Annotated in this window: 25 protein-coding genes; 4 read left to right on the top strand and 21 right to left on the bottom strand. The window is 73.0% G+C overall.

Features of this window, described 5'->3' with window-relative positions:
- Window positions 1-4: 4 nt before the first annotated feature.
- Both pdhA and KGD83_RS01135 read right to left on the bottom strand, forming a co-directional pair.
- The gene (pdhA, locus tag KGD83_RS01130; RefSeq protein WP_212642109.1) at window positions 5-1114 is read right to left on the bottom strand and encodes a pyruvate dehydrogenase (acetyl-transferring) E1 component subunit alpha; all 1110 of its coding nucleotides are present in this window, start codon (window positions 1112-1114) and stop codon (window positions 5-7) included.
- Window positions 1115-1613: 499 nt separating this feature from the next.
- The gene (locus KGD83_RS01135) at window positions 1614-2291 is read right to left on the bottom strand and encodes a GntR family transcriptional regulator (RefSeq protein WP_212642110.1); all 678 of its coding nucleotides are present in this window, start codon (window positions 2289-2291) and stop codon (window positions 1614-1616) included.
- 772 nt (window positions 2292-3063) lie between these two features.
- Between KGD83_RS01135 and KGD83_RS01140 the strand changes: the two genes are divergently transcribed.
- Window positions 3064-3828, top strand: a complete 765-nt coding sequence (locus KGD83_RS01140; protein WP_212642111.1) for a phosphatase PAP2 family protein — start codon at window positions 3064-3066, stop codon at window positions 3826-3828.
- 189 nt (window positions 3829-4017) lie between these two features.
- On the opposite strand, the gene KGD83_RS01145 is transcribed toward KGD83_RS01140, so the two are convergent.
- Complete coding sequence (locus KGD83_RS01145) at window positions 4018-4530, bottom strand: SRPBCC family protein (RefSeq protein ID WP_212642112.1); 513 nt, start codon at window positions 4528-4530, stop codon at window positions 4018-4020.
- A 341-nt stretch (window positions 4531-4871) separates the two neighbouring features.
- Here KGD83_RS01145 and KGD83_RS01150 point away from each other — a divergent pair, with 341 nt between their 5' ends.
- Window positions 4872-6920 (top strand): heavy metal translocating P-type ATPase, encoded by a 2049-nt coding sequence (locus KGD83_RS01150; protein ID WP_212642113.1) that lies wholly within the window; start codon window positions 4872-4874, stop codon window positions 6918-6920.
- 183 nt (window positions 6921-7103) lie between these two features.
- Here the strand turns inward: KGD83_RS01150 and KGD83_RS29070 are convergent, their stop codons facing one another.
- The 14 genes from KGD83_RS29070 to KGD83_RS01215 all read right to left on the bottom strand — a co-directional run bounded on the left by KGD83_RS29070 (window position 7104) and on the right by KGD83_RS01215 (window position 19710).
- Window positions 7104-7289: a hypothetical protein gene (locus KGD83_RS29070; protein WP_338036946.1), complete on the bottom strand. Its 186-nt coding sequence runs from the start codon at window positions 7287-7289 to the stop codon at window positions 7104-7106.
- Between the two features lie 36 nt (window positions 7290-7325).
- Complete coding sequence (locus tag KGD83_RS01155) at window positions 7326-7967, bottom strand: hypothetical protein (RefSeq protein ID WP_338036947.1); 642 nt, start codon at window positions 7965-7967, stop codon at window positions 7326-7328.
- Between the two features lie 41 nt (window positions 7968-8008).
- Window positions 8009-8569 carry a hypothetical protein gene (locus tag KGD83_RS01160; RefSeq protein ID WP_212642114.1) on the bottom strand — a complete coding sequence of 187 codons (561 nt, stop codon included), beginning with the start codon at window positions 8567-8569 and terminating at the stop codon, window positions 8009-8011.
- A 346-nt stretch (window positions 8570-8915) separates the two neighbouring features.
- Window positions 8916-9818, bottom strand: a complete 903-nt coding sequence (locus tag KGD83_RS01165) for a polyphosphate polymerase domain-containing protein (protein WP_212642115.1) — start codon at window positions 9816-9818, stop codon at window positions 8916-8918.
- Complete coding sequence (locus KGD83_RS01170) at window positions 9815-10432, bottom strand: DUF4956 domain-containing protein (RefSeq protein WP_212642116.1); 618 nt, start codon at window positions 10430-10432, stop codon at window positions 9815-9817. The genes KGD83_RS01165 and KGD83_RS01170 overlap by 4 nt, the downstream gene beginning before the upstream one ends.
- Window positions 10433-10657: 225 nt before the next feature.
- Window positions 10658-11317 (bottom strand): response regulator transcription factor, encoded by a 660-nt coding sequence (locus tag KGD83_RS01175; protein ID WP_212642117.1) that lies wholly within the window; start codon window positions 11315-11317, stop codon window positions 10658-10660.
- Window positions 11314-12918, bottom strand: a complete 1605-nt coding sequence (locus KGD83_RS01180; RefSeq protein WP_212642118.1) for a sensor histidine kinase — start codon at window positions 12916-12918, stop codon at window positions 11314-11316. Before KGD83_RS01180 ends, KGD83_RS01175 begins: the two co-directional genes overlap by 4 nt.
- Entirely contained in the window at window positions 12908-13297 is a 390-nt protein-coding gene (locus KGD83_RS01185; RefSeq protein WP_212642119.1) for a hypothetical protein, read from the bottom strand. The genes KGD83_RS01180 and KGD83_RS01185 overlap by 11 nt, the downstream gene beginning before the upstream one ends.
- Window positions 13298-13441: 144 nt before the next feature.
- Window positions 13442-14890 (bottom strand): PepSY-associated TM helix domain-containing protein, encoded by a 1449-nt coding sequence (locus KGD83_RS01190; protein ID WP_212642120.1) that lies wholly within the window; start codon window positions 14888-14890, stop codon window positions 13442-13444.
- Window positions 14891-14999: 109 nt separating this feature from the next.
- Entirely contained in the window at window positions 15000-15584 is a 585-nt protein-coding gene (locus KGD83_RS01195; RefSeq protein WP_212642121.1) for a hypothetical protein, read from the bottom strand.
- 532 nt (window positions 15585-16116) lie between these two features.
- Window positions 16117-17349: an ABC transporter permease gene (locus KGD83_RS01200; protein WP_212642122.1), complete on the bottom strand. Its 1233-nt coding sequence runs from the start codon at window positions 17347-17349 to the stop codon at window positions 16117-16119.
- Window positions 17346-18068 carry an ABC transporter ATP-binding protein gene (locus tag KGD83_RS01205; protein ID WP_212642123.1) on the bottom strand — a complete coding sequence of 241 codons (723 nt, stop codon included), beginning with the start codon at window positions 18066-18068 and terminating at the stop codon, window positions 17346-17348. Before KGD83_RS01205 ends, KGD83_RS01200 begins: the two co-directional genes overlap by 4 nt.
- Window positions 18065-19192 (bottom strand): peptidoglycan-binding protein, encoded by a 1128-nt coding sequence (locus tag KGD83_RS01210; RefSeq protein WP_212642124.1) that lies wholly within the window; start codon window positions 19190-19192, stop codon window positions 18065-18067. Before KGD83_RS01210 ends, KGD83_RS01205 begins: the two co-directional genes overlap by 4 nt.
- Window positions 19189-19710, bottom strand: coding sequence for a hypothetical protein (locus KGD83_RS01215; protein WP_212642125.1), 522 nt, complete (start codon window positions 19708-19710; stop codon window positions 19189-19191). The genes KGD83_RS01210 and KGD83_RS01215 overlap by 4 nt, the downstream gene beginning before the upstream one ends.
- 197 nt (window positions 19711-19907) lie before the next feature.
- Between KGD83_RS01215 and KGD83_RS01220 the strand changes: the two genes are divergently transcribed.
- Window positions 19908-20564: a response regulator transcription factor gene (locus tag KGD83_RS01220; RefSeq protein ID WP_212642126.1), complete on the top strand. Its 657-nt coding sequence runs from the start codon at window positions 19908-19910 to the stop codon at window positions 20562-20564.
- Between the two features lies 1 nt (window position 20565).
- The gene (locus tag KGD83_RS01225) at window positions 20566-21789 is read left to right on the top strand and encodes a sensor histidine kinase (RefSeq protein WP_212642127.1); all 1224 of its coding nucleotides are present in this window, start codon (window positions 20566-20568) and stop codon (window positions 21787-21789) included.
- A gap of 27 nt (window positions 21790-21816) precedes the next feature.
- Here KGD83_RS01225 and KGD83_RS01230 read toward each other — a convergent pair whose 3' ends face one another.
- From KGD83_RS01230 to KGD83_RS01245, 4 genes are all read right to left on the bottom strand, one after another.
- Entirely contained in the window at window positions 21817-22725 is a 909-nt protein-coding gene (locus tag KGD83_RS01230; protein WP_212642128.1) for a DMT family transporter, read from the bottom strand.
- A 143-nt stretch (window positions 22726-22868) separates the two neighbouring features.
- Window positions 22869-23861: an ABC transporter ATP-binding protein gene (locus KGD83_RS01235; RefSeq protein ID WP_212642129.1), complete on the bottom strand. Its 993-nt coding sequence runs from the start codon at window positions 23859-23861 to the stop codon at window positions 22869-22871.
- 2 nt (window positions 23862-23863) lie between these two features.
- The gene (locus KGD83_RS01240; protein WP_212642130.1) at window positions 23864-24700 is read right to left on the bottom strand and encodes an ABC transporter permease; all 837 of its coding nucleotides are present in this window, start codon (window positions 24698-24700) and stop codon (window positions 23864-23866) included.
- Entirely contained in the window at window positions 24693-25493 is an 801-nt protein-coding gene (locus KGD83_RS01245; RefSeq protein ID WP_212642131.1) for an ABC transporter permease, read from the bottom strand. Before KGD83_RS01245 ends, KGD83_RS01240 begins: the two co-directional genes overlap by 8 nt.
- Window positions 25494-25804 lie beyond the last annotated feature (311 nt).

Below are 25804 nucleotides of genomic sequence, written 5' to 3' on the forward strand. Positions count from 1 at the left end.
TTCCCTACTCCGCGAACACCGGGTCGGCGGGCATGCGGGTGGACTCGTTGGGCACCGGGGTGGCGTAGGTGTAGTCGAAGAGGGTGGAGACCTCCGGGTGCGGGCTGTTCTCGGCGAAGTCCGCGGCCTCGGCGACCTCGGCCTTGACGGAGGCGGCGATCTCCTCGCGCAGCTCGTCGGTGAGGACGCCCTGCTCGGCGAGCCTGGCCTCGAACAGGGCGATCGGGTCGTTCTCCTCCGACCGCGCCTCGTCCTTCTGCTCGTCGGTGCGGTACTTGGCCGGGTCGACCACGGAGTGGCCCTTCATCCGGTAGCTCCACGCCTCCAGCAGGAACGGGGTCTGCTCCTCGCGGGCGCGCTCGATGAGCCTGGAAGCGGTGTCGCGGACCGCCAGCACGTCGCGGCCGTCCACGCGCTCGCCCTCGATGCGGAAGGCGGCGCCGCGCTTGTACAGGTCGGGCTCGGCGGAGGACATCTCGACCGTGGTGCCCATGCCGGTGAAGTTGTTGATCACCACGAAGACGATCGGCAGGTTCCACAGCTTGGCGATGTTGAGCGTCTCGTGCCAGGCGCCGATGTTGGTGGTGCCGTCGCCCATCTGGCACATGACGACCTCGTCGCCGCCCCGGTAGGAGACGGCCAGCGCGGCGCCGGCGGCCAGCGGCAGTTGCCCGCCGACGATGCCGTAGCCGCCGAGCATGCGGGTCTCGGTGTCGTACATGTGCATCGAGCCGCCCCAGCCCTTGGAAACGCCGTCGGCGCGCCCGTAGAGCTCGGCCATGACCCGCTTGGGGTCCATGCCCTTGCCGATCGCGTACCCGTGGTCACGGTAGTTCGTGAACAGGTAGTCGCGCTCCTGGAGGGCGGTCATCAGGCCGACGACCGTGGCCTCCTCGCCGAGGTTGAGGTGACAGTAGCCGCCGATCCTGGCCTGGGTGTAGGCCTGGGCCGTGCGCTCCTCGAACCGCCGGATGAACACCATCTGGCGGTAGTAGTCGAGGAGGGTGTCGGGCTTCTCGTCGGCGAGGCCGGGGGAGGTGTCCTTGCGGGTGGTACGCCGCCGGGTCCCTGAGGACCTGGCGGTGCGGCCCTTCGGCTTGGCCGTGTCAGCCATGGTGTGCCTTTCTACGTACGAGAAGGCCTGGGGCCCCGGGTCTGTGGACCGGGGTACCAGGCCCGCCGTGGCCGCGCTGTCGGGTGCGACCGTGGCGTGCGCAGCCACCCGGCTCATGCGGTGGCGGCGCTCTGTGGCTGTTGCGGGGCGCGTCCCGGGGGAGGGTGGCTCGTCCTCTCCCGGACACGAAGCGCTGGTGGGGTCTCGTGTGCAGTTGTCCGCAGGACCCCTGCCGCATTGCTTCCCGGTCTGCACCCGCGTATGCGTCCGTGGTCCGGCGCGGCGGTTTCCGGTCGTACGGGTTCGTCCACCGGCCGGATGAACGACTCCGCTTGCCCGGGAGGGGTCCGCTCGTGTGTGATGTGTGTCGCGCACACTCTACGGTCTGATCGATGATCGATCAATACAACTCTATGCCAGAAGGTCCGGTTTCGGTGAGACGGGGCAGGTCACCGCGCTCCCGTGGAACGCGGGTGCCGGGCTGCTCCGGGACCGGGGGTCAGCGGGCGCTCTCGTGGGACTTCAGCGCGGCCTCCACGTAGTTGAGCACGTGGTCGCTGAGCATCTGTCCGACCGCGGGGTCGCCCTCGACGAAGGCGCGCGTGATCTGGGCGTGGTCGGCGGCCTTGGCGTGCAGCTCCATGTTCAGCCAGCGCACCGACAGCGCCGTCCACACCTCCACTCCCAGGGACTCCCAGGTGTGCAGCAGCACGCTGTTGCGGGCCGCGCGCACGACCTCGCGGTGGAACTCCACGCTGTGCCGGATCTGCTCGGACACGTCGCCCTGGGCGGTCGCCCGCTGGAGCGCCTCCACCTCCCGCTCCAGGGGGGAGGGGTCGTCGGCCAGCCGGGGCGCGGCCAACTGCGCCGCGACCAGCTCCAGTCCGGCGCGCACGGGGTAGATCTCCGCCATGTCCTGGACGCCGAAGGCCCGCACCCGGGCGCCCTTGTTGGGGACGGTCTCGATCAGGCGCAGGGTCTCCAGTTCGCGCAGCGCCTCGCGCACCGGGGCCTGGCTCACCCTCAGCTCCGTGGCGACGCGGCGTTCCACGATCCGCTCGCCGGGCTGCCAGCGACCGGACAGCAAACCCTCGACCAGTACCTGCCGGATCTGCTCCCTGAGCGGCTCACGGGCCAGCTTCGAGGGATCATCCGGCAGCTGGGGCAGGTCGACCATCCAGGTCCCTTCCGTTCCACGTCCAGCACACGGCCCGTGCGCGGACCGGCTCGCTCAGCGTCGTACAAGCTCTCTGAAGAGTGCCACACACCCGCGGGTCAACCGGACAGCAGGCCTCGAACCGCTAACGGAAGGCTCACGAACAGGTCGCATGGCGGTGAACCGCCAGCGTCCAGTGTCGGGGGGTCGGGCAAAGTCCGAGGTGGCGGGTACGCACGTGGGCCACCACACCACCGACGGGGGGAACTGTCCGGGTAGGCTCATCTGTCGGCAATATTCACACGAAGCTGTACGGAGCGTGACGCACGTAACGACGAGGAATCCGATGAGGCGCCCTGACCTGCGCCGCCTTCATCCGCGCTCAAGCGGTCCGCGCCGACTGGTCCGGGCCGAGCACACGGCGCACCGTAGACGCCACGGTCGACACCCCTTGTTCCTCGGACGCCGATCCTGCCCAGAGGCCGGTCACGACGTAGTGAACCAGCCCGAAGGACCGGCCGTCGAACGGAGTGGGCGGAGAGTAGTGAACTCTCCGTCATGTCCACTCCGAGTCGGCGCTGAGGACGTCAGATCAGTTCCAGTAACCACGGCTAGCCCGTCCCCCACGCTTCACAAGTGCCACAGGCAAGCCCACGACGTGTGAGACAGCACTGAGCACATGACGCACTCTTCGAGGACACGACGACATCCACGGGCGAGGCAGTTGACCGAGCCACACGACAGGCAAGAGCGGGCGGCACCGCTCCCGGGACCCTACAGCGGGCCGATCCCCATGGTGCGTACCACCGTGTACGACCCCGGGCGGCCCGTCGTGCGCCCGGTCCGATGGCCCAGTGTGAGCGAGATCGCGTGGGGAATCGCGTCGGACCGCGTCGCCATCATGCTCGCCGTGGCGCTGCTCGTCATGACGATGCTGGCAGCTGGGCCGCTGCACCCGGTCGACAACTTCCTGAACGAGCTGCCCCGGCCCTACTGGGACACGCTCCGCGAGCCCATGATCCTGTGGCCGGACACCGTCGCCTCCCGTGCGGTCGCGCTGCCGGTCCTGGGCGTCACCGCGCTCCAACTGGCCTACTGGCATCGCAGCTGGCGTCCGATCGTGCTGGGCGCGGTCGGCGTGGTGGGGATGATGTCCCTGGTGTCGGTGATGAAGCTGGCCATCAACCGCGGGCACGCCAAGGAGTTCAACCCCGACTTCTTCATGGGCCCGGGCAACGTGGCCTTCCCGTCCGGCCACGGGGCGAACGCGATCCTCATCTACGGCCTGGTGCTCTTCCTGATCATCCGGTTCGGGGCGGCCCGGCCGCACGTCATCCGGCGCCTGGCGTACTGCATCGTCGCCATCGCCCTGCTCCAGTCCATCGTCTCGATCTACCTGCACTTCCACTGGTTCACGGATCTGATGGCGGGGATGGTCGCGGGCGGTTTCGCACTGAGGGTGACCATCCGGCTGGACCGGATGATCCCGTCCGGGCGCACCACGCAGTGGTGGCCCTGGTACGGCGACGGGGACGGCGCGCTTCCCGCGAGGGACTGAGCCGCTCTCCCACCCGTGGCACCGCGCCCGTCGGACCCGGTCCGGCGGGCGCCGCGCTCGTCCGCGGTCCCGACGCCCGTCCGGGACGGGGCCGGATGCGCCGACGTTTCGGCGCACCGCGTACGTGCTGGTGGGGGCGCTGGCGGGTCCGTGGAACCGACGTGGGGGAGCTGTGGGGGCTCCCCGCGGTCAGGCCCCGGCCTCCACCAGTTCCCGCATGCGGGCCAGACGTTGCAGGAACATCCGGTCCATCACAAACCTTAGTACGGTTCTGTCCACAACGGGACCGAAGAGGCTGGCGAATTCCACCCGGTCCGTGTAGGCGGTCCCGGCCCCCTCGGGTGCCGTCGTGTGCGTGTGCCGGAAGTACCGGAACATGCCGCGCAGCTGGAGGTCGGTGAAGTGGTCGCCCTCCTCGAAGGAGTCGATGACGCCGACCCAGCGCACGGGGAGGACCCCTGCCAGGCGCCAGCGCATCACCATCGTCTCGCCCACGGCGAAGCCCGCCTCGGGCCAGCGCAGGACGCCTACCCCGCCGGGCATGGAGTCCTCCAGTCCCGACCGGCTCGTGCAGAACGCGAACACCCGGTCGGGCGGCGCGTCGAAGTGGGCCGTGTAGACCGCCGTGCTCGTGGCACGGGGGCGTTCGGTGGTGTTCGGGCCGCTCAGGAGCCCGCGTTCGTCGATCTCGCGTCCTGCCATGGTGTTCCTCCAGGTCCACTCGGCATCGGCCTACCCCGGCGCCCCCCGGAGGGAACCCGTGCGGGAGCTTCGTGCGGGTGCTGTGCCGGGCGGCGCCGTGCGGGGCAGCGCTGTGCGGGACACCCGGGCCCGGTGTCGGGCGCGGACGGTCCCGGGCCCTCCGGCGGAAGCGGGGCGGGGCCGTGGCGGGAGGCACCGGTCCCGGAACGGGGAGGGAGACGTCACCCGTTGTGGGAATACCCCTTGGGGGTATATTGCTCGTAGTGACGCGCCGACGGGGTGGACGTCTGCCCCGTGGATACCCCTAACGGGTATGTTGCGAGAGTGAGGGGGAGAACGACATGACCGCAGGTGAACACGGACCGCACGGCCACGGAGACGCCCCGGGACACGGTGAGCACGCCGGTCACGGGGGGCACGGCGGCCACGGGGACCACGCCGCGATGTTCCGGACCCGCTTCTGGTGGAGTCTGCTGCTCAGCGTTCCCGTGGTTCTCACCAGCCACATGATCTCCGGCTGGCTCGGCTACCAGGTCCCCTCCGCGCTGACCTGGGTGCCGCCGGTACTCGGCACCGTCGTCTACCTCTACGGCGGCTGGCCCTTCCTCTCCGGCGTCGTCGGCGAACTCCGCGAGCGCAGGCCCGGCATGATGACCCTGGTCGCCATGGCGATCACCGTCGCCTTCGGCTCCAGCATGCTCGCCACGTTCGGCGTGGTGGGCATGGAACTCGACTTCTGGTGGGAGCTGGTCCTGCTGGTCGTGGTCATGCTCCTCGGCCACTGGCTGGAGATGCGCGCCCTCGGCCAGGCGTCCGGCGCCCTGGAGGCCCTGGCCGCGCTCCTGCCCGACCGCGCCGAGAGGGTCGGCGCCGACGGGGGGATCGAGGAGGTGGGCCTCGCCGACCTGAGCACCGGCGACACCGTCCTGGTCCGCTCCGGCGGGCGCGTTCCCGCCGACGGCACGGTGGTCGGGGGCGGCGCCGCCATGGACGAGTCGATGATCACCGGCGAGTCCCGTACGGTCACCCGCTCCGAGGGCGACCGCGTCGTCGCCGGGACCGTCGCCACCGACTCCTCAGTCCGGGTCCGCGTCGACGCCGTCGGCGAGGACACCGCACTGGCCGGTATCCAGCGGCTCGTCGGCGAGGCGCAGGAGTCCCGTTCGCGCTCGCAGGCGCTCGCCGACCGGGCCGCCGCCCTCCTGTTCTGGTTCGCCCTGGTCGCCGCCGTGCTCACGGCCGCCGTGTGGACCCTGCTCGGTGAGGCCACCGAGGCCGTCGAACGCACCGTGACCGTCCTGGTCATCGCCTGCCCGCACGCCCTGGGGCTGGCGATCCCGCTGGTCATCGCGATCTCCACGGCCGTCTCCGCCCGCAACGGCATCCTGGTCAAGGACCGCATGGCACTGGAGCGGACCCGCCTCGTGGACACCGTGCTCTTCGACAAGACCGGCACCCTGACCAAGGGCGCCCCCGCCGTCACCGACACCGCCGCCGCCTCCGGGCACACCTCCGAGCGGGTGGTGGCCCTGGCCGGTGCGGTCGAGGCCGACTCCGAGCACCCGCTCGCCAGGGCGATCGTCCGGGCGGCGCGGGAGGCGGGTCCGGTGCCCGCCGCCACCGGCTTCCGGTCGCTGACCGGACGCGGTGTCCGCGCCTCGGTCGGGGGCTCCGACGTGCACGTGGGCGGCCCGTCCCTGCTGGAGTCGCTCGGTCTCACCGAGCCGGACGACCTGGCCGGACGCACCCGATCCTGGCGTGAGCGCGGCGCGACGGTGCTGCACGTGGTCGTGGACGGCGAGGTGGCCGGTGCCCTGGCACTGGCCGACGAGGTCCGACCCGAGTCGGCCGCGGCCGTCCAGCGTCTCCAGGAGCGGGGCGTGCGCGTCGCGATGGTGACCGGCGACGCCCGCAGCGTGGCCGACGCCGTGGCCGAGCGGCTCGGCCTGGACGAGGTCTTCGCCCAAGTCCTGCCCGACCAGAAGGACGCCGTGGTCCGCGACCTCCAGTCGAGGGGGAACCGGGTGGCGATGGTCGGCGACGGTGTCAACGACGCGCCCGCCCTGGCCAGGGCGGACGTCGGCATCGCGATCGGCGCGGGCACCGACGTGGCGATCGAGTCCGCCGGGGTCGTGCTGGCCTCGGACGACCCGCGCGGCGTGGTGGCGGTCCGCGAGCTGTCGTCGGCCGGTTACCGCAAGATGGTGCAGAACCTCGTGTGGGCCGCCGGATACAACGTGGTCGCCGTCCCGCTGGCCGCCGGGGTGCTGGCGCCGGTCGGGATCGTGCTCGCCCCGGCCGTGGGAGCGGTGCTGATGAGCCTGTCCACGATCATCGTGGCGCTCAACGCCCAGCTCCTGCGCCGGGTGGACCTGAGTACCCCCTCCTGAGGGGCGAAGGTCCCGTCGACGGCGGGGCCGGACCCGGTAATCTCTGGAGATCGCGGCGCCCCTCCGGTAGCGGGAGGGGCATCGCGACAGGCCACCGTCCCGATCGGATACGGGACGGTGGCTACCTCGTTCCCGCAGCTCAGCGAGGTTTCACGTGAAACCTTTGAGCTGGTCGCGGGCGTGTCAGCCGAAGATGTCCTCCGCGCGCTCGACCTCGCCGGCGCGACGGATCCACGTCCGCAGGGTCTCCAGGTCGGTGCAGGATTCGACGCGCTGGCGGACCTCGTCGGAGACGGTCAGGCCGCGTGCGTCGAGGAAGAGCAGGACGCTGTTCGCGGCCTCGGCCGCCCGGCCCTCCTCGCGGCCCATATGGACGTACTTGCGGGCGGAGTCGCTCTGCCACTTTTAGGTGTCCAAGGCCATCAAGCCCTCCAACTCCTTCCGGGCGGCCTCCTGAAGACCGGCCAGTACGTAGTCATAGTAGAACGTGCGGTTCTTCGGAGCGGTGGAGTCAAGCGCCTCCACCACCGTTTTCAGGGTGCGCGGGTCGGTGTCCCCGTGGGCGTAGGCCGACAGCACCGCGAGTTCGGGCATCGCGCGTGCCTGCTCCACATCGGTGACGACGGGAGTGTTGCCCGGACCGATCACCAACGGCCTCAGCACGAAGCCGGGATGGCCGATGCTGATGGGCTTGGCGCACCAGCGCGCCATCGCGTCGTCGGGGCACAGGACCACGAGCACGGCGGGGCACTCCAGGCGGACGTGCAGGTTGACCAGGTAGGCGGGCCAACTCGCCCGCTTCTCCTTGTCCCGGTCGTGCTGGCGTTCCACGACGACCGCCAGCACGTTGCGGGTCCCGTCGCGGAGCAGTGTGGCTCCGTCGCTGTTGAGTTCCTTCGGGTCACAGTTGGTGAGAACCGAAGTGGTGGGCAGTGCCTCGGTGTGGTGGGGGACATCGAATCCCAAGGACTCCTTGAGCAGCACTGAGGCCAGGGCTGGTTGGTTCTGGATGATCCGTAGTGGGATCTCATGGGCTCGGCTGGGCATACGTCTCCTTGTCGGTGCTGTCGGTGCTGTCGGGGTTGAAGTCACGCGGGTGCGGCCTGGCGCTGTCGGTCGAGCCGGGTGTGCGGCAGGCCGGAGAGCACGTACCGCTCCCGGGGTCCGGCGGCCCTGACCACCCCGGAACGGGGCGCTGGCTCACCGAGCAGGTCGCCGCCGGGGTCGTCCTTCCACTGCTGGCGCAGGACGGCGGCGCGTTCCACGGCGAGGGCGAACGCGCGCCGGACCTCCTCCGTCTCGGAGGCGAGTCCGGGGCCCCGGGGCGCGGCGGAGGTTCGGAGTTCGGGAACACGGGGCGCCGGGAGGCGGGGCGCGCGGGTGCCGGGCACAGCGGCGCGTGAGCGCTCGTGGGCGGCGAAGTAGGGCCTGACCAGCGCGATGTCCTCGGCCGGAAAAGACGTGCTGGGCGTGGCCGGGCGGGGAGGCGGAAGCGGCGCCGGGGGAGGGGCGGGGACGTAGCGTCGCACGCGGGTGGACCGGCGTCGGCGGCGACCGGCCACCGTGGAATGGCGTCCCCAGGGCGCGGAGAGGAAGGCGATCAGCGGGCCGAGGGCACGGCTGAGAAGGGCAGCGCTAAACTGGCGCATACTGGCAATCCTTCTGGCTTAGAGGGATGGGGTTGCTGGCCACGGCCCCGAACGGCTGTTAACCGTTGCGGGGTCATCGTGTGAGTTCAGTTGTGTGGTCGCAGCCAGATTGGGGCACGCCTGTTCGGGCGGAGCACTTTTTCCGCGAAACGGCCGGGAAAAGTTCCCTTGACTCCTGTCGTGCCAGTTCAGAGGACATGAAAAAGGGGCCAGCGTTAACTGCTGGCCCTATCCAAAAAATCCCTCATGCCAGAATTGAAAGTATTCGCGCACGAGGTGTTCGGGCGGCCTCGGCCGAACCGGCCAGGGCCGGGCGCGGTGGGTTCCCGCGCCCGTCGGCGGCCGGTCAGCGAACGGGCGCTGCCCCCACCCGCGCCCGCTCCAGGGTGCACGGCGCCGGGTGGTCCAGGCACGCGCCCATCGCCCGGTGCCACCGGTTGCCCCGTAGCCGGGGCTCCAGCGCGGCCACCGTCGCCCCGTACTTGGTGAACCGCGCCTCCCGGACCCCGTGCTCGTGCAGCCTGCGCTCGGTCGCGGTGAGCCCGCCGCGCGTCTTGATCTCCAGCAGCACCGCCTCCGGGCGCATCCGCACCGACCAGCCCGCCCGGTAGCCGACCAGGCCGGTGTCCACCGTCACCCGTTCCTCACCCGAGAAGGCCACCACCGTCGTGCGCCGGTAGTCGGTCACCGCGCTGGCCCTCAGCACGTCCGGTGCCTCGATGCCGTACGAGACCAGGGTGTCGTCCAGGAACCGCCGGGCCTCGGGGGTCATCCGGTCCGGCGGCCCCGTGTAGGCGATCCGCGTCTTGTCGGTGATCCCGCGCGCGCCCTTGAGCTTGATCTCGAACATGCGCGTTCCCGTGTCCACGTACGTGCGCGTCCGGGCCTTGAAGCGCACCCGCCGCCCCTGCCGGTGGTCGTGGAAGGTCCGCAGGTCGGGGGTGTCGAAGTAGGTGGACGAGTACCGGAAGTCCCGCTGCCCGTCGATGGCCAGCACCCCGAACCGCTCCCCGGCGGACGCGAACAGCGGTTCCAGCAGCTCGACGGGCACCAGGTACTTGCGGCAGGTCCGGGTCACCAGGGCGGCGCGCTCGTTGATCTCGGCGAGCGACATCGGGCTCAGCCCCGCGAGGACAGGAGAGGGGACGTCCGACGGAGCGGGCGTCTCCACGGGTCTGAGGGCGTCCAGGGTCATGGGTGTCTCCACGGTGACGAGGGTTTGCGCGGGGGCGAGGACGGCTGTGCTCATCGGCGTCCCGGCCGTCCCGCCACGGAGGTGTAGCCCCGTCCGAACCCGCGTCCTGAGCCGGGGACCGACGCGATCCGGGGCGCCCGGAACCGCACGTCCACGATCATCAGGTCGCGCACGTAGTCGACCTCGGTGACCTCGATCTTCGTGACCCGGCCGCGCAGCCGCGCCTCCAGGTCCTGGCGCAGCGCCACGGGGTCCTCGTGCACCACGTCCAGGGTCAGGACGCGGCGCTCGTGCCGCGAGAGCAGGCGCGGGTGGTCGGCCGCGTACATGCCGGTGAGCAGCAGTGCGTTGAGGCCCAGCAGCACCCAGGGCATCGGGGCCGCCACCGCGTTGACCAGCCCCAGGGCGATCGCCGTGAAGTAGTAGCCGATCTCGCCCTGGCTGATGAGGTCCGACCGCAGGCGCAGGATCGACAGCACGCCGAACAGACCGAAGCCGACCGCCAGACCGACCTCCTGGTTGGTCAGCATGGACACCACGGCGAAGATGCCGGTGTTGAGCGCCACGTAGGCCAGCAGCAGGTCGCGCCGCCCGTGGCGGCGGAAGTAGATGGCGTACGACAGGACGATGATCGCGGTCGTGTTGACCGCCAGTGCGAACCAGAACATGCGTTCATCCTCTGGACGGGCGGTGAGGAACCCATGAGGAGTGGATGAGGGAACCCTCATGTTCGTCATGCACCGGTCATCCGCGGCACGGGAGAGGGGCCGGAGGCGTCACCGACACCTCCGCCCCCTGGTCACCGGGACATCGCCCGTCGCGTACCGGGACCCTGCCTCCCCGGAGCACGCCGGTCATCCGGGGCCGCACCGGGCCGCTCCGGGCCGCCCGTTTCACCCGGTCAACCGGTAACCCATCCCGCGCACGGTCACGATCCGCTCCGCGCCCACCTTGCGGCGCAGCGCCCGCACGAACACGTCCACCACGTTCGACCCGGGGTCGTAGTCGTAGCCCCACACGTGCGACAGCATCTGCTGCCTGGTGAGCACCTGGCCCGGGTGTCGCATCAGCAGCTCCAGCAGGGAGAACTCGCGCGCGGTCAGGTCCACGGACGTCCCCTCCACCGCCACCCGCCGCGTGCGCAGGTCCAGGGCCAGGCCGCCCGCGCGCAGCACCGTCAGCTCGGCGGGGCGCTCGTTGCGCATCCGCAGCCGCACCCGGGCCAGCAGCTCCTCGAACCGGAACGGTTTGGTGACGTAGTCGTCGGCCCCGATCTCCAGGCCCGTCACCGTGTCCCGCACGCCGTCGCGCGCGGTCAGGATGACCACGGGTATGTCCACGCCCAGCGAGCGCACGCGTCGCAGCACGTCGAACCCGTCGGTGTCCGGCAGGCCCAGGTCCAGCAGGATCAGGTCGAAACCGCCGGTCACCGCGTAGTCCACGGCCTCCGCCCCCGTGCCCACCACGGTGGTGGTGAACCCGCTGGCGTCCAGGCCCTTGCGGACGAACGAGGCGATCCGCTCCTCGTCCTCGACGATGAGGATGCGACTCACACGTACCTCCTTCCGGTGGGGATGACGAGGGTGAACGTCGAACCGGCGCCCGGCGCGGAACGCAGGTCCACCCGCCCGTGATGGGCCTCGGCGATGGCGCGGACGATGGCCAGGCCCAGACCGGCGCCCCGGTCCCCCCTGGCCGCCCCGCTGCCCCGCGAGAAGCGCTCGAAGATCCGGCCGTGCTCCTCGGCCGGGATGCCGGGCCCCTGGTCGGAGACCCAGAACAGCACTTCGTCGCCGCTGAACCCCGAGCCCACGCGCAGTGTCGATCCCGGCTCGGTGTGCCGCACCGCGTTGGCGGCCAGCTGCACCACGGCCTGGGTGACGCGCTGCGGGTCGAGCAGGGCGACCCCCTCGGCCAGCGACTCCAGGCGCCAGTCGCGGTCGCCGAGCCTGCGCACCTTGGCGTCGATGTCGCTGGTCAGCTCGGCCAGGGACACCTCCTCCCCGCGCAGGAAGTCGGGCTGCTGGGCCTTGGCGAGCAGCAGCAGGTCCTCCACGATCCGGCTCATCCGGTCCAGCTCGTCGGTGACCAGGCGCACGACCTCGCGCCGCTCCTCGGGGTCGTCGCCCATCAGCTCCAGGTGGCCGCGCACGATGGTGATGGGCGTGCGCAGCTCGTGCCCGGCGTCGTCCACGAACCGCCGCTGGGCGGTGAAGGCGCCCTCCAACCGGTCCAGCATGCTGTTGAACTGCTCGGCGAGCGCGGCGATGTCGTCCCGCCCGGACACGTCGATGCGCCGGGTCAGGTCCTCCTCTGTGATGTGCGCGGCCGTCTGCCGGACCAGGCGCACGGGCGCGAGGAAGCGGCCCGCCACCCACCAGGCCGCGGTGCTCGCCGCGATCAGCCCGGCCAGGCTGACCAGCGCGATCGTCTGCGTGGTGGAGGTGACCGTGTCCTCGTCGGCCTCGGTGAAGTAGCCGATGACGAACCATCCCGCGCCCGCGGCGTCGGTGCCGCCGCCCGGGGGCAGGGCGCGGATCTTCTCCCACCGCATCGGACCGGCGGGGGTGTCCAGGGTCCCGCGGGCGCTGGACGCCTCCAGCACCTCCGCGACCATCGCGGGATCCGCGGACACGTCGAAGGGCGGCTCCTGGCCCTGGCGGATGCGTCCGCGCTGGGCCCCGGCGTCCGGGGCGCCGCCCGCGCCTCCGCCGGAGGCCGACTCCTCCACCCAGCCGAACAGGATCTCGGCCCGGTCGGGGTACTGACGGGCCAGGTGGAGCCGGATGAGGGTGGAGACGTCGGTGAAGGGCTCACCCGTGTTCGGGTCCACGCCCACGGCGGCGAACTCCTGGAACTCGCCGATCTCCTGGGACAGCGCCCTGTCCACGCGCTCGTCGTTGCGCGCGGTGAGCGCGCTCCAGGTGAGGATGTTGACCAGGACGAGGACGGCGGCCATCAGCAGGACGACCCAGGCCATGATGAGGAGTCTGGCGGGGATGCGCCGCTTCTGCGGCACCTCCGGTTGGGGGCCCCTCATGACCATGGTGGAGTTCATGCCTGTGTGCGCCGACCCGCCCCAGGTGTTCCCGCCGACCACTCCGCTGAGGTCCTCGGTCGGGGCGTCCCCGTCGTAACGACCCTCAGTCGTCATCGTCGCCGCCCTCGTAGTCGCCGTCATCGTCGCAGTCGTCGTCGTCATCATCGCCGCTGCCGTCACCGCAGGTGGGAGCGGGGGTCTGGCTCGGGGTCGCGGAGGGGGACGGCGAGGGCTCGCCCGACGCCCCGGAGTGGTCGGGGTCCTCCGCGTCGGGGGTCCCGTCGCCGTCGTGGTCGGTGATCGGCGGCGGGGGAGGGACGACGTCCTCGTCGGAGGGAGGGGCGGGGCTGGCGCCGGGGGACTCCCCGACCACCACCTCGCCCGGGGCGGCGGTGTCCGGGGTGCGCTCGGGCATCGCCCACACCAGGACCGCCCCGGCGACCAGGAAGGCCGCGACGGTGCCCGCTAACAGCAACGACAGTGGTGATCTCATACTCCCCGAGCCTTCCGGGCGCGGGGGAATACGAGATGAAACGAACATGAGGAATTCTTCATCCGCGCCCGTCGGCGGTCCCGTGCGGACGACCGGACCCGCCGGGGCCGGACGCGGCGGGCGCGTCCGGCCCCGGCGGCGCGGTCACGGCTCGGGGACTGACTCCGGGCGCGTGCGCCGCAGGCCCAGGGCCGCGTCCACCACGAGGAACGCCAGCAGGGAGACCCCGAACACCGGCAGGAACAGGCCGACGCCCACCGCCGCCGCGGCGACCAGGGCCAGGCACCACCACGGCAGCCCACGCCAGGCCCCGCGCGGGGCGAGCGGCCGTCCCACGGAGAACGCGGTGTCCCGGGTCGGGCGGCGCAGCCACCACATCCGATAGCCCCAGAACACGAGGAACAGCGCGGACAGGGCGATCCCCGTCAGCAGGAGCTGGTTCGGCAGGCCGAACAGCAGGCCCATGTGGAAGGCGATCCCCCACGTGGCCAGCTTGGCCGCGAAGGGGTGGTCCTCGAACCGCAGCTCCTCGACCACCTCGCCGCTCGTCGCGTCCACGGCCGCCGCGTCCTGGTGCACGGGCCAGCTCCGCCCGGTTCCCTGGACGGTGAAGGGAGCGCCCTCCTCCACGGGCACCGAGATCTCCATCGGACCGTCGATCCCCGCGGCGCGCACCGACTCCAGAACCGTGTCCAGGTCCACGTCCTGCCCGCCCGAGCCGTGGTCCGAGTGGTCGCCGTGGCCCCCGTGGCCCGACCGCTCCTCGTGGTCCTCGTGCTCGGACGGGGCGGGCGCCGACAGCGACGGCGTGGTCCAGCCGAGGGCCACTCGCATGTCGGTGACGTTGGCTCCGGCGAACCGGGACCAGGTCAGCCCGGTGGCGGACACCATCAGCAGGCCGACCACGGCCCAGATGCCGAGCGACCCGTGCCAGGACATGGTCCGGTTCCGCCCCTTGGCGGAGGGCTCGGGCAGCAGGGTGCGGCGCAGACGACTGGCCTTGCGCCGGCGCGCGGTCCACAGCACGACCCCGCCCAGCGCGACCACCCACAGCCAGCTCGCGGCGAGTTCGCCGTACAGGCGGCCGAACTCTCCCAGGTGCAGGTGGCGGTGGAGTTCGGACAGCCACGACCGCACGGGCAGCGCGCCGCTGCTGCCGTAGCTGGTCGTCTCGCCGAGGAGTTCGCCGTCGTAGGGGTCGACGAAGACGGCGAGCCGGTAGCTCTCGGGGAGCCCCTCCACGTCCAGCAGGACGCGGGTGCTCTCGTCGGGGGCCGTTCCCGGGCGCACGGCGCTCAGCGTTCCCTCGGGATGGGCGGCGACCGCGGTGTCCACCTGTTCCTGGAGGGGCAGAGCGCTGTCGCCGGGGGCGACGCGGAGCTGGTCGGCGTAGAGCACCTGTTCCAGCTGCGGCGCGTACGCGTACAGCAGTCCGGTGAGGGCGGCCACGGCGATGAACGGCGCGACGAGGACTCCGGCGTAGAAGTGCAGGCGTAGGAGGAGTTGGCGCAGGGCCGCCCAGACGGAGGAGCGGCGGTTCGGAGGGGGAGGCGGCTCGGGGGAGCCGAGCCGGTCGGGGGCATGGGACGTCATGGGAGCGACCTTCCTGGGTCCGGTTCGGGGCGGCCCGGGGGGTGCGCGGGCACGCCTGGGGCACCGACGTGTCGGTGGGGGCCGGGCGCTGGCGGCACCGGCGGGTGGTTCAGAACAGGAAGGCCGCGGGCGGTCCGCGCAGGATCCGGACGTGCCGCAGGAACAGGAGGACGACGCCGTGCCGGAGCGGCGTGCGCCCGCGGAGCCGGGCGGGGCCGCGGCGCGCGGGAACGGCGGGGGCCGAGGCGAGGACCAGGAGGCGGCGGAACAGGGAGCGCACGAGGTCGACGAGGGCGAAGACCGCCCGTTCCCCCTGGCGCAGCCACCACGCGCACACCACCCCGGCGGCGGCGTGGGCGACGAGCATGTCGGCCCCGACTCCGGCTCCGGCCAGCGTCCCGGAACCGGCCGCGTGGTCGGCGCCGTGCGACGCGGAGCCGCCCGGTGAGGCGACCGCGAACAGCAGGTGCAGGGCGGCCTGTCCCCACAGCGTCGTCGCGACGAGGGGGCCGAGGCGCTGCTCGGAGCGGAACAGCCCGTGGGCGACGGCGAGGACGAGGACGAACCCCGCCGCGAGGCCGAGCGGCGACACCGCGTGTCCGGAGGCGAGGACGTGGCCGGTGGAGGACACGCCCGTGCACACCGCGGCGAACACCGTGGCGCGAGGCAGTCGGAGCGGGACCGTACCGGCCATGGCGGTCAGTATCCCCCAGATTCCCGAGGGCGCCCATCCCCCTTTTTGGGAGCGTTCCCATAACAGTGCGCGCACGCGCGGTCGCGTTCTCCGCCGGGACGCGGCCCGATCGCGCCGCGGACGTGGCGGCGTCTCCCCGGCGTCGCGCCCGCGGCTCTACGCCAGGCCGATCGCGCCGCGGACGTGGCGGCGTCTCCCCGGCGTCGCGCCCGCGGCTTGACGCCAGGCCGATCGCGCCGCGGGCGTGGCGGTGCTCCCCGGCGCTGCCGCACACGCCGTCGCGTTCTCGCGGGTGCCTCGGCCGGTCGCACCGGTCGGTCGGCCGTGCCTTCGGGCGGGCGCCCGTCAGGGCGTCACCGAACGCGTTTTCGGGTGACGAAACAACGCAACGAAATCGCGATCGGCTACGCAACAGGTTTCGTCACATTCAGGCCAACGGAAATCGGCCCGTGGCCAGCCCGGGACGCCAACGCAATGGCCGCGCCCGACCCCTGCTTCCGGTCGGGCGCGGCACCGCGGCGGCGCCGGGGGATCAGGCGGAACCGAGCGCCTCGGTCGGCTGCTGGGCCGCCGCGCGCAGCGCGGGCAGCAGGCCCGCCGCCGCGCCGATGACGACCGTCGCCACCAGGGCCCCCGCTCCCGCCCACCAGGGCACGGCGAACGGCCAACCCCGCAGGGTCGCGTAGACCAGCGTCGCCAGGACGCCGAGCACGCTCCCGGCCGCGCCGCCCAGGGCCGAGAGCACGACCGCCTCCACCAGGAACTGCGTCCGGATGTCGCGGCGCGTGGCACCCAGGGCCCGGCGCAGCCCGATCTCCCCGCGGCGTTCCAGGACCGAGATGACCATGGTGTTGGCCACCCCCACCCCGCCCACCAGCAGGGAGATCCCGCCCAGACCCAGCAGCAGCCCGTTGAGGGTCTGGTCGGCGGCCCGCTGCGCCTCCAGGGCGTCCGAGGGGCGCGACACCTTCACCTCGTTGGGGCTCTCCGGGTTGGCGTTGCGCCCGACCAGCGATCGCGCGTCCGCGACCCGCTCGGGGGCCAGCCGCACGTAGATCGTGGAGGCCTCGCCCCGGGCGCCGAGCAGCTCCTCGGCCGCCTCCTGGCCGACCAGCACCGCGTTGTCCAGCTCGGGGGCCAGTTCCACCGCGTCCAGGATGCCGACGACGGCGAAGTACTCGCCCCCGACGAGCACGAGGGTGTCCGGGGTGACCCGGGTGACGCCCAGCCTCGCGGCCGCGTCCCGCCCCAGTACCACCGACGGGTGGTCGGCGGTGGCCGGGTTCAGCCACACGCCCTGGTCCACGCGGGCGCGCAGGGTGTCCAGGAGCCCCGGTTCCACGCCGTACGCGGCGATCCCCCCGGACTCGCCCTCGGGGACGAGGTCGCTCCGGTAGACGTTCGCCCCCTTCACCATCTCCACCTGGGCGGAGCGCTCCACCTCCGGCATGCGGTCGATCCGGCCCTTGGCCTCGGGCGGGAGCGTGGTGGTGCCGCCGAACAGGTCGCTGCCCGGGGCGACGGTCAGCATGTTGGTGCCCAGGCGTCCGATCCGGGCGTCCAACTCGGCCCTGCCCGACTCCGAGACGCCCACCACCGCGACCATGGCCGCGATCCCGATGGCGATGCCCAGGGCGGACAGCACCACCCGGGTCGGACGGGCCCGCAGGCCGCTCGCCCCGGTCCGCAGCCGGTCCGCGACGGACAGCCTGGCCGGTCGTGGACCCGACCCGCGCCCGCGCCGCCGCGCCCGTGCGCCCCTCATCGGGTCCGACCCGTGTTCGCGCCGCCGGCACCCGCGTCCGCCGGGGCCGGAGGACCGGAGTCGGCGGCGATCCGGCCGTCGCGCACCTCCACCCGCCTCGGCAGGCCCGAGGCCAGCTCCCTGTCGTGCGTGATCACGACCACGGTCACCCCGTCCCGGTGCAGTTCGCCGAGCAGTTCCATCACGGCCGCGCCCGAGGCCGAGTCCAGCGCCCCGGTCGGCTCGTCGGCCAGCAGCATCCGAGGGGAGGAGGCCACGGCGCGGGCGATCGCCACGCGCTGCTTCTGCCCGCCGGACAGCTCGTGCGGCCGGTGGTCGGCGCGGTCGGCCAGCCCCACGCGTTCCAGCGCTCCCAGCGCACGCCGCCTGCGCTCGCGCCTGGGCGCGCCGGAGTAGAGCAGGCCGTCGGCCACGTTGTCCACGGCCCGCACGTTGGGCGCCAGGTGGAACTGCTGGAAGACGAACCCGATCGAGCGCGCCCGCAGCGCGGACAGCCCGTCGTCGCGCAGGGACCCCACGTCGTGCCCGAACACGCGGACCGTGCCCGAGGTCGGCGCGTCCAGGGTGCCGAGCAGGTTGAGCAGGGTGGACTTGCCCGAGCCCGAGGGGCCCACGATCGCCAGCATCTCCCCGCCGCCCACGACCAGGTCCACCCCGTCCAGGGCCCGTACACCGCCGGGGTAGTGGCGGCTCACCCCGGTGAACTCCGCGGCGTTCATTCGGGGACCACCACCTCGGTGCCCTCGCCGATCCCCTCGCCGCTGACCTCCACCCGGCCGTCCGAGAACCAGCCCGTCTCCACCGGCACGTCGTGCACGGTGCCGTCGCCGTCCACCACGGACAGCCCGTAGCGGTCCCCCGGCAGCGCGATCAGCGCGCCCACCGGCGCGGCCAGTACGTCCTCCCGCGACTCCCCGCGGGCGACCACGGTGACCGGCGCCTGATCGAGGAAGTCCGCGGCGTCCTCCTCCAGGTCGATGACCACCTCCACGGTGGGATCGCCGCCGCCCCCGCCCTCCTCGCCCTCCTCGACGGTGGCGACGGTGCCGACGCTCTCCACCACCCCGGCGACGTTCTCCCCGCCGGGAAGCCGGACGGTGACTCCGGCGTCATCGGTGAGCAGGTCGCGGTCGCCGACGGGCAGGTCCACGCGCACGACCTGGCGGGTGGAGCTGGTGGTCAGCAGCGGTGTCCCGGGCGCGACGCCCGCGCTGACGTCCACCTCGTGCCCGGTCACCCGCACCGCACCGGACGTGTACCAGATCTGGGAGGGGCGCACCTCGCCGGTGACCTCCATGCCCTCGGTGTCGTCCTGCCAGCGCCGGACGGCCTCGGCGGTCAGCCACGTGTACTCGTCGTCCACGGTGAAGCCCGAGTAGCCCAGTCCGGCCAGCGCCTGCTCGAACTGGCGCACGTCCTCGCCGCTGCTCCCCGGCGCCAGCGGCCGGTAGGCGGGCCTGTCCCCGTGCAGCAGGACCGTGGGCCTGCCGTCGACCTCCCAGGCGAGGTCGCCCGCGGTCAACTCGGAGCCCACCCCGGGCAGCCGGGTGACCACGCCGTCGGAGCGGGCGAAGAACGTGCCCCCGCCCGCGTATCCCAGGGCGCCGTCGAAGGTCTCCTCGCGCAGCATCGTGGTGCGTTCGACCCGCGCCGTCGGTCCGGGGTCGGGAGCCTCCCCGCCGGGGGAGTCCCCCGGCAGCCCCCGCACGGTCGCCCACGCCACGCCGCACAGGACCACGAGGGTGAGCAGCGCCGCGCCCAGCCACAGCGGACCGGGCCGGCGGCGGCGCGGCCGCTCCTCCTCCCGCTCCTCCTCGGGGAGGAGCGCGGTGTCGGCGCTCACGAGTTCCCTCCCCCGGCTCCGGTGGTGCCGCCGAAGCCGCCGCCCTCGCCGAAGACCTCCTCGGAACAGGTGGTCAGCGCCTCGGTGTGCTCGTCGTCCTCCGGGTCCACGGGCAGCGTCAGGCTCTCACCGGGCCTGGGGTCGGGGACGTCGACCCCGTTCTCCCGCAGGCACTCGGCCATCTTCAGGTCCTGCTCGAACACCTCCTGCTGGTCGGGGGCGTCCTCGTCCACCGGAAGGTGCTCCTCGCAGGCCTCCAACGCCTCCGCGAACCCCTCCTTGTCGGCCTCGGGCAGGGCGAAGGAGACGCCGCCCTCGGAGTCGGGCTCGGGGTCGGGCATCTCGTGGCCGTTGTCGCGCATGCACTCGGCGAACTCCAGCCGGGCCTCCTCCGCGGACGTCTCCTCGCCCGCCCCGGCACCGCCACCGCCGGACTCACCGCCGCCTAGGGCTCCGCAGCCGGTCAGCAGCAGTCCGGCCAGTGCCGCCCCGACGAGGGGGCCCGCTGTCACGCGCATGTCGATCACTCCTGTCCTACGGGGGTGCCGTCCGGCACCTCTCCTCCGTGTCGCACGGCCCATGTCAGCGGAGCCCGGGTTAGCCACCGGTTAGGGCCGTGGAGTCCGGCGGGGTTAACCTCCGCCTAACCGCCGGGACGGTAGTGCTGGTCCGGGGGCGCCGCCATCGGTGTGCGGGCCGTGAGCGAGGGGGACGCATGAGGGTCCTGGTGGTGGAGGACGAACCGGCGCTGGCCGAGACCGTCGCCGAGGGGCTGCGCGGGGAGGGCATGGCCGTGGACGTGTGCCACGACGGCGACACGGGCCTGGAGATGGCCTGCGTGCACGGCTACGACGTCATCGTCCTGGACCGGGACCTGCCGGTCCTGCACGGAGACCAGGTGTGCGCGCGGGTGGTCGAGGACCCCGGCGTCGAGGCACGCGTGCTCATGCTCACCGCGGCCGGGGGCCTGGACGACCGGGTCGAGGGATTGGACCTGGGCGCCGACGACTACCTGGCCAAGCCCTTCGCCTACGCGGAACTGCTCGCGCGGGTCCGCGCGCTGGGGCGCCGGTCCCGACCGGGTGCGCGCCCCCGGCTGTCCCGTGCCGGGCTGGTGGTCGACACCAACCGCCGCACCGCCTTCCGCGAGGGCCGCGAACTCTCCCTGTCGCCCAAGGAACTGGGTGTGCTGGAGGAGTTGCTGCGCGCGGACGGCGCCCCGGTGAGCACGACCCACCTCGTCGAGAAGGTGTGGGACGCCCACCTGGACCCGTTCAGCGGCGTGCTCAAGGTGGTGGTGCACGGACTGCGCCGCAAACTCGGGGACCCGCCGGTGATCCGTACCGTCCCCGGCCACGGGTACCGGGTCTGACATGCGGTCCGCGATTAGGGCGAGGGACGGCGGGGCCAGGGCCGGGCTCACCCTGCGCGCCAGGCTGACCCTGGTCTACACCGCCGTCTTCGCCGCCGGCGGGGCGGTGCTGCTCGGGGCCAACTACGCGATGGTCTCCGCCAGTCTGGAGACCCGGGGCGTCGACCTGGCCGCGACCATCGTCGCCTCGGGGGACGGAGGGGAGCCCTCCATCGCCGTCGGGCCCGCCGCGCCCGCGGAGTCGGCGGGACCGTTCGAGGAGGTGGAGGGGGCGTCCGGGCCGACGAGCCCGCTGGGCGACTACCAGGACGGTGTGCTCTCCGACCTGCTGACCACGTCGGTCGCCGTGCTGGTGGCCGTCGCCGCCCTGGCGGCCCTGGCCGGGTGGCTGATCGCGGGCAGGCCGATGCGCAGGCTGCACGCGGTCACCGAGACGGCCCGCCACATCTCCGAGCGCGACCTGCACAGCAGGCTGGCGCTGACCGGTCCCGACGACGAGTTCCGGGAGCTGGGCGACACCTTCGACGGGATGCTCTCCCGCCTGGAACGGGCCTTCGAGGCGCAGCGGCGGTTCGTCGCCAACGCCTCGCACGAGCTGCGCACCCCGCTGGCGGTCCAGAAGGCCGCCGTGGAGGTACCGCTGTCGCAGGGACGGGTCCCCGAGGACCTCAAGCCCGCGTTCACCCGCGTGCTGGACTCGGTGGACCGCAGCGAACGCCTCCTCGCGGGGCTGCTCCTGCTCGCCCGCTCCGACCGCGGCCTCGCCCGCACCGAGCCGGTGGACCTGGCCGGGGCGGCGGAGAACGCCTCGGCGCTGCTCGCGCGCGACGCGCGGGAGGCCGGGGTGGACCTGCGGACCGACCTCGCGACCGCCGAGGTGGAGGGGGACCCGGTCCTCCTGGAGCACCTCGTGCGCAACCTGCTGGACAACGCGGTCCACTACAACGTCCCGGGCGGATGGGTCGAGGCGCGGGTGCGCACGGCGGCCGGTCGCACCGTGCTGAGGGTGGCCAACACCGGCGGGAACGTCACCGACCCCGAGAGCCTGTTCGAGCCCTTCCACCGGGGCGACGCCGCCCGGGTGCGCACCGGGCGACCAGGCAGCGGCCTGGGCCTGGCCATCGTCCGCTCGATCGCCTCCGCCCACGGCGCGCGGGCCGAGGCCCGCGCGCGCCCGGGAGGGGGGCTGGTGGTGACGGTCGGGTTCCCGGCCGCCGGGGGCTGAGCTCGGCCCGCCGGGACCGCCGACCGCTCAGCGCTCCCCGGCCGCGCTCCCGGACTCCGGCTGCCTCCGCGGCTCCCGCTCGGGAGCCGGGCCCTGCGGAACGGTGAGCAGCCGGATCCCGTACGCCGCCAGCAGGGCGCACACCACCGCGACCGCGCCGCCGATCCACCCGCCCGCGTAGGTCTCGCCCATGAAGGCCACGCCCACCAGGGTGGCGGATACGGGGTTGGTGAAGGTGGTGATCCCCAGCGGGGCGCCCAGTTCCATGCCCTGGTAGGCGGCCTGGGCCAGGAACAGTCCGAGCACCGCGATCACGGGCGTGGCCAGCGAGGACGCGTGCACCAGTCCGATCGCGCCGGTCTCCCCGATGACCGCCACCGCCGTCTTGACCGTCGCGGAGGAGACCCCGAAGGCCACTCCCGCCGCGCCCGCCAGCAGGTAGCTGCGCCAGGCCGCCGAGCGGACCCGCCCCGCCGCCCAGGCGGCCGCCAGCAGGAGCGCGGTCGTCCCGCCGCCCACCACCACCGAGCCGGTGTCGTCGAGGACACCGCCCTGACCGCCGGTCACAGTCACCGCCAGCAGCACGCCCAGCGCCACCGAGGTGAACGCGGCCCCCCGCCACTCCTCGCGGGTGACCCGGCGCCCGCCCAGCCGGGCCGACCACGGGATGCCGAACACCAGCACCAGCACGCCCAGCGGCTGCACCACGGTCAGCGGCGCGTTGCTCACCGCCGCCACCTGGAAACCGGCCCGGCCCCCGTTGAACAGCAGCGAGAGCCACCACAGCGGATGCCGCAGCAGCGCCGCGATCTGGCCACCGCCGGTGAGCGGCCCGGCCACCCGTACCGCCAACCTGCGCTGGGCCACCGCGGCGGCCGTGTAGGCCGCACACGAGAGCACCGCGAACGCGATCCCCGACACCACGCCTGATTCCATGACAGCGATGATCCCGCCGTCCCCGTCCCGGTTCGCCGCGGGGGCCGGAAAAACACCCCCGGCGCACCCGCCACACGCGTGGTGGCCTCGGCGAGGAGGCGGTCCGCGGAGAAGAGCGGCGACGGTGCCCCCGGCCGGAGACGCTAGGCCCCGCCGACGGCCGTCCCCCGGTACAGCGCGGCCACCACGCCCTCGATGTCGGGCTCGCGCAGGGTCAGGTCGACCACCTCGTGCCGCTGGGCGACGCGGGCGATCACCGCCGCCGGGTTCTCCGACAGCTCCAGCCACTGGCGCGGGCCGTCCACGCGCACGCACCGGCCGCCCTCCACCTCGATGTCCGGGGCGGGCTCGGCCAGGTCCACGACCAGCACGCGCGGTGCGGGCACGCTCGCGCGCAGCCCGTCCAGACCGCCGTCGTAGGCCAGGCTTCCCCGGTCGATGACCACCACCCGCTCGCACAGGCGCTCCACGTCGCCCAGGTCGTGCGTGGTCAGCAGGATGGTCGTACCCTCCTCCGCGTTGAGCCGCAGCAGGAACTCGCGGATGCTCGACTTGCTGACCACGTCCAGGCCGATGGTCGGCTCGTCCAGCACCAGCAGCCGGGGGCCGTGCAGCAGGGCCGCGGTGAGGTCGCCGCGCATGCGCTGGCCCAGGCTGAGCTGGCGCACGGGGGTGGCCAGGAACGGCCCGAGTTCGAGGAGTTCGGTCATCTCGGCCAGGCGGCGGGCGTGGTCGGCGGCCGGAACGCGGTACATGTGCCGGGTCAGCTCCAGGCTGTCCCGCAGCGGCAGGTCCCACCACAGGGTGGTGCGCTGGCCGAACACCACGCCGATCCGGCTCGCCAGTCTCGTCCGCTGGCGGGAGGGTTCCAGGCCGGTCACCCGCAGGCGCCCGGAGGAGGGGGTGAGGATGCCGGTCAGCATCTTCATGGTGCTGCTCTTCCCGGCGCCGTTGGGGCCCAGGTAACCGACGATCTCACCGGGCCGCACGGTGAGGTTCACGTCGCGCACGGCGCTGACGGTGCGCCGCCTGCGCCGCAGGAACGGCCCCTCGGACAGGGCGAAGTCGCGGCCCAGGCCGACGGCCTCGATGATCGGTTCGGCGTCGGACGCGTCGGACTCGCGGACGGAGGTCATGCTCAGCTCCCGGAGGATCGGTAGTGGCGCAGCCCGAAGCGCCAGCAGGCGGCGGCGACCACGCACAGGACGGCGGCGACGAGGGGCGTGGCGTGGCGCAGGGCGTCCGGCAGCCCCGTCGGGTCGGGGCGGTCGAGCAGGTACAGGACGGGCTGCCAGGTGACGAAGGCGAGCGGCAGCACGAAGGTCACCGCCCGCACGAGGTCGCGGCCGTAGACGGCCAGCGGGTACTCGGTGAGGGCCTGCCCGCCGTAGGTGACCGAGTTGGCCGCCTCCCTGGAATCGGCGACGAGGAACTGGAGGCACGCCCCGATGACCCAGACCGCGCAGCAGATCGCGGTCCCCGAGACCAGCAGCAGCGGCAGCATCAGCACCTTGCCGGGGGTCCAGTCGATGTCGCACGCGGCCAGGGCGAAGACGGTCACGACCGAGCCCGGGACGATCCGGCCCAGGCGGCGCGGCGCGAACCGGTCGGTCGCCATCTGCACCAGCGGCGGCACCGGGCGCACCAGCATCACGTCGAGCGACCCGGTGCGGATGTGCTCCCCCAGCCGCTCGACGTTGCCCAGGAGCATGTCGGCGCAGGCGAAGGCGGTCGCGGCCAGCCCGGCGATGAGAAGCCCCTCGACGAGGTCGAACCCCGCCAGCCGCCCGGCGTGGCCGAACACCACCAGGACGGCGCCGATCTCGGCGAACACCCCGATCGAGGTCGCCAGCGTCATCAGCACCAGCGAGGTCGGGTACTGGGCCAGGGCCCGGCACCAGGTCCAGGCCAGCAGCAGGTAGGCGCGCAGCGGCCAGGCCACGGACTCGCGGGCGCGGGAGAGCGGGTCAGCCACCCTGGACCACCACCCTGCGGGTCGCCCGGGCTGTGACCCACGCGCCCAGGCCGAACAGGGCGGCGGCCCACCACGCCTGGAGGGCCAGCCCGCCGAGCACGGTGCCGCCCGGCAGGGTGTCCTTGCCGAGCATGATCTCGGCGGGGATCTGGACCATCGACGCCCACGGCAGCAGCCGCAGGGTGTCGGCCAGCGCAGGGGGGAACAGGGTGAGCGGCAGCAGCATCCCGGCGGCCACCGGGCCGAGCAGCCCGGCCACCGCCCAGACCCCGCTGGAGTCAAGGATCCAGAACCCGGCCAGCTCGTACAGGTAGCGCAGCCCGAACGAGACCAGAGTGGCCAGCACGGCGGACAGCAGGACGGCGGCCCAGCGGAGCGGGTCGCCGGGCAGCTCCAGGTCGAACAGCACCATCCCCGCCGCGAACGTGGGCACCCCGCGGAAGACCAGGTTGAACGTGGCCCTGCCCAGGTCCTCGGCCAGCCACCAGCCCTGGAGGGAGACCGGCCGCAGCAGGTCTGCGCCCACGGCGCCCGAGCGCACCCGTTCGCCCAGCTCCAGCGGCGGGCCCATGATGGCGACCATGCCGATCAGGCCCTGGCTGACGAACACCTGGGTGACGGCGTCCCCGGCGTCGTAGCCGTTGATCTCGGGGCGCGCCGCGAACAGGGCGAGCATGACGGTGGCGTTGATCGCGCCGAAGACGGAGTTGGTGAAGATCCCGGCGACCGTGGCCGCGCGGTAGGTGGAGTAGCGGTGCAGCCCTCGGGCGTACACCGCGAAGTAGACGCGCACGGGCGTGGACTCCTGGTGTGTCGAGACGTGCAGGTGGTGAACTACCGGTCTCGACACCGGGGGCCGGGGAGACACGGGGGTCCGGCACGTCCCTGACGCACGGGGCTCAGGTCCGGGTCGCCGCGAGTGGCGAAGATAGCACACGCGGGGCCGCCGCAGGTCCCGGTCGCGGTGGGAGCCGGGCGGGCGGAGTCCGGGTGTGATGACGGGGGCGGGGTCACGCCGGCGTCTCCCCTTGTACCGGCGGACCGCGCCGCCCCCGTCGCCCGCCCGGTCACGCCCCCTCCCCTCGACGGGGACGCGCGGACCGG

Source organism: Nocardiopsis akebiae (genome assembly GCF_018316795.1).
Lineage (GTDB): Bacteria > Actinomycetota > Actinomycetes > Streptosporangiales > Streptosporangiaceae > Nocardiopsis > Nocardiopsis dassonvillei.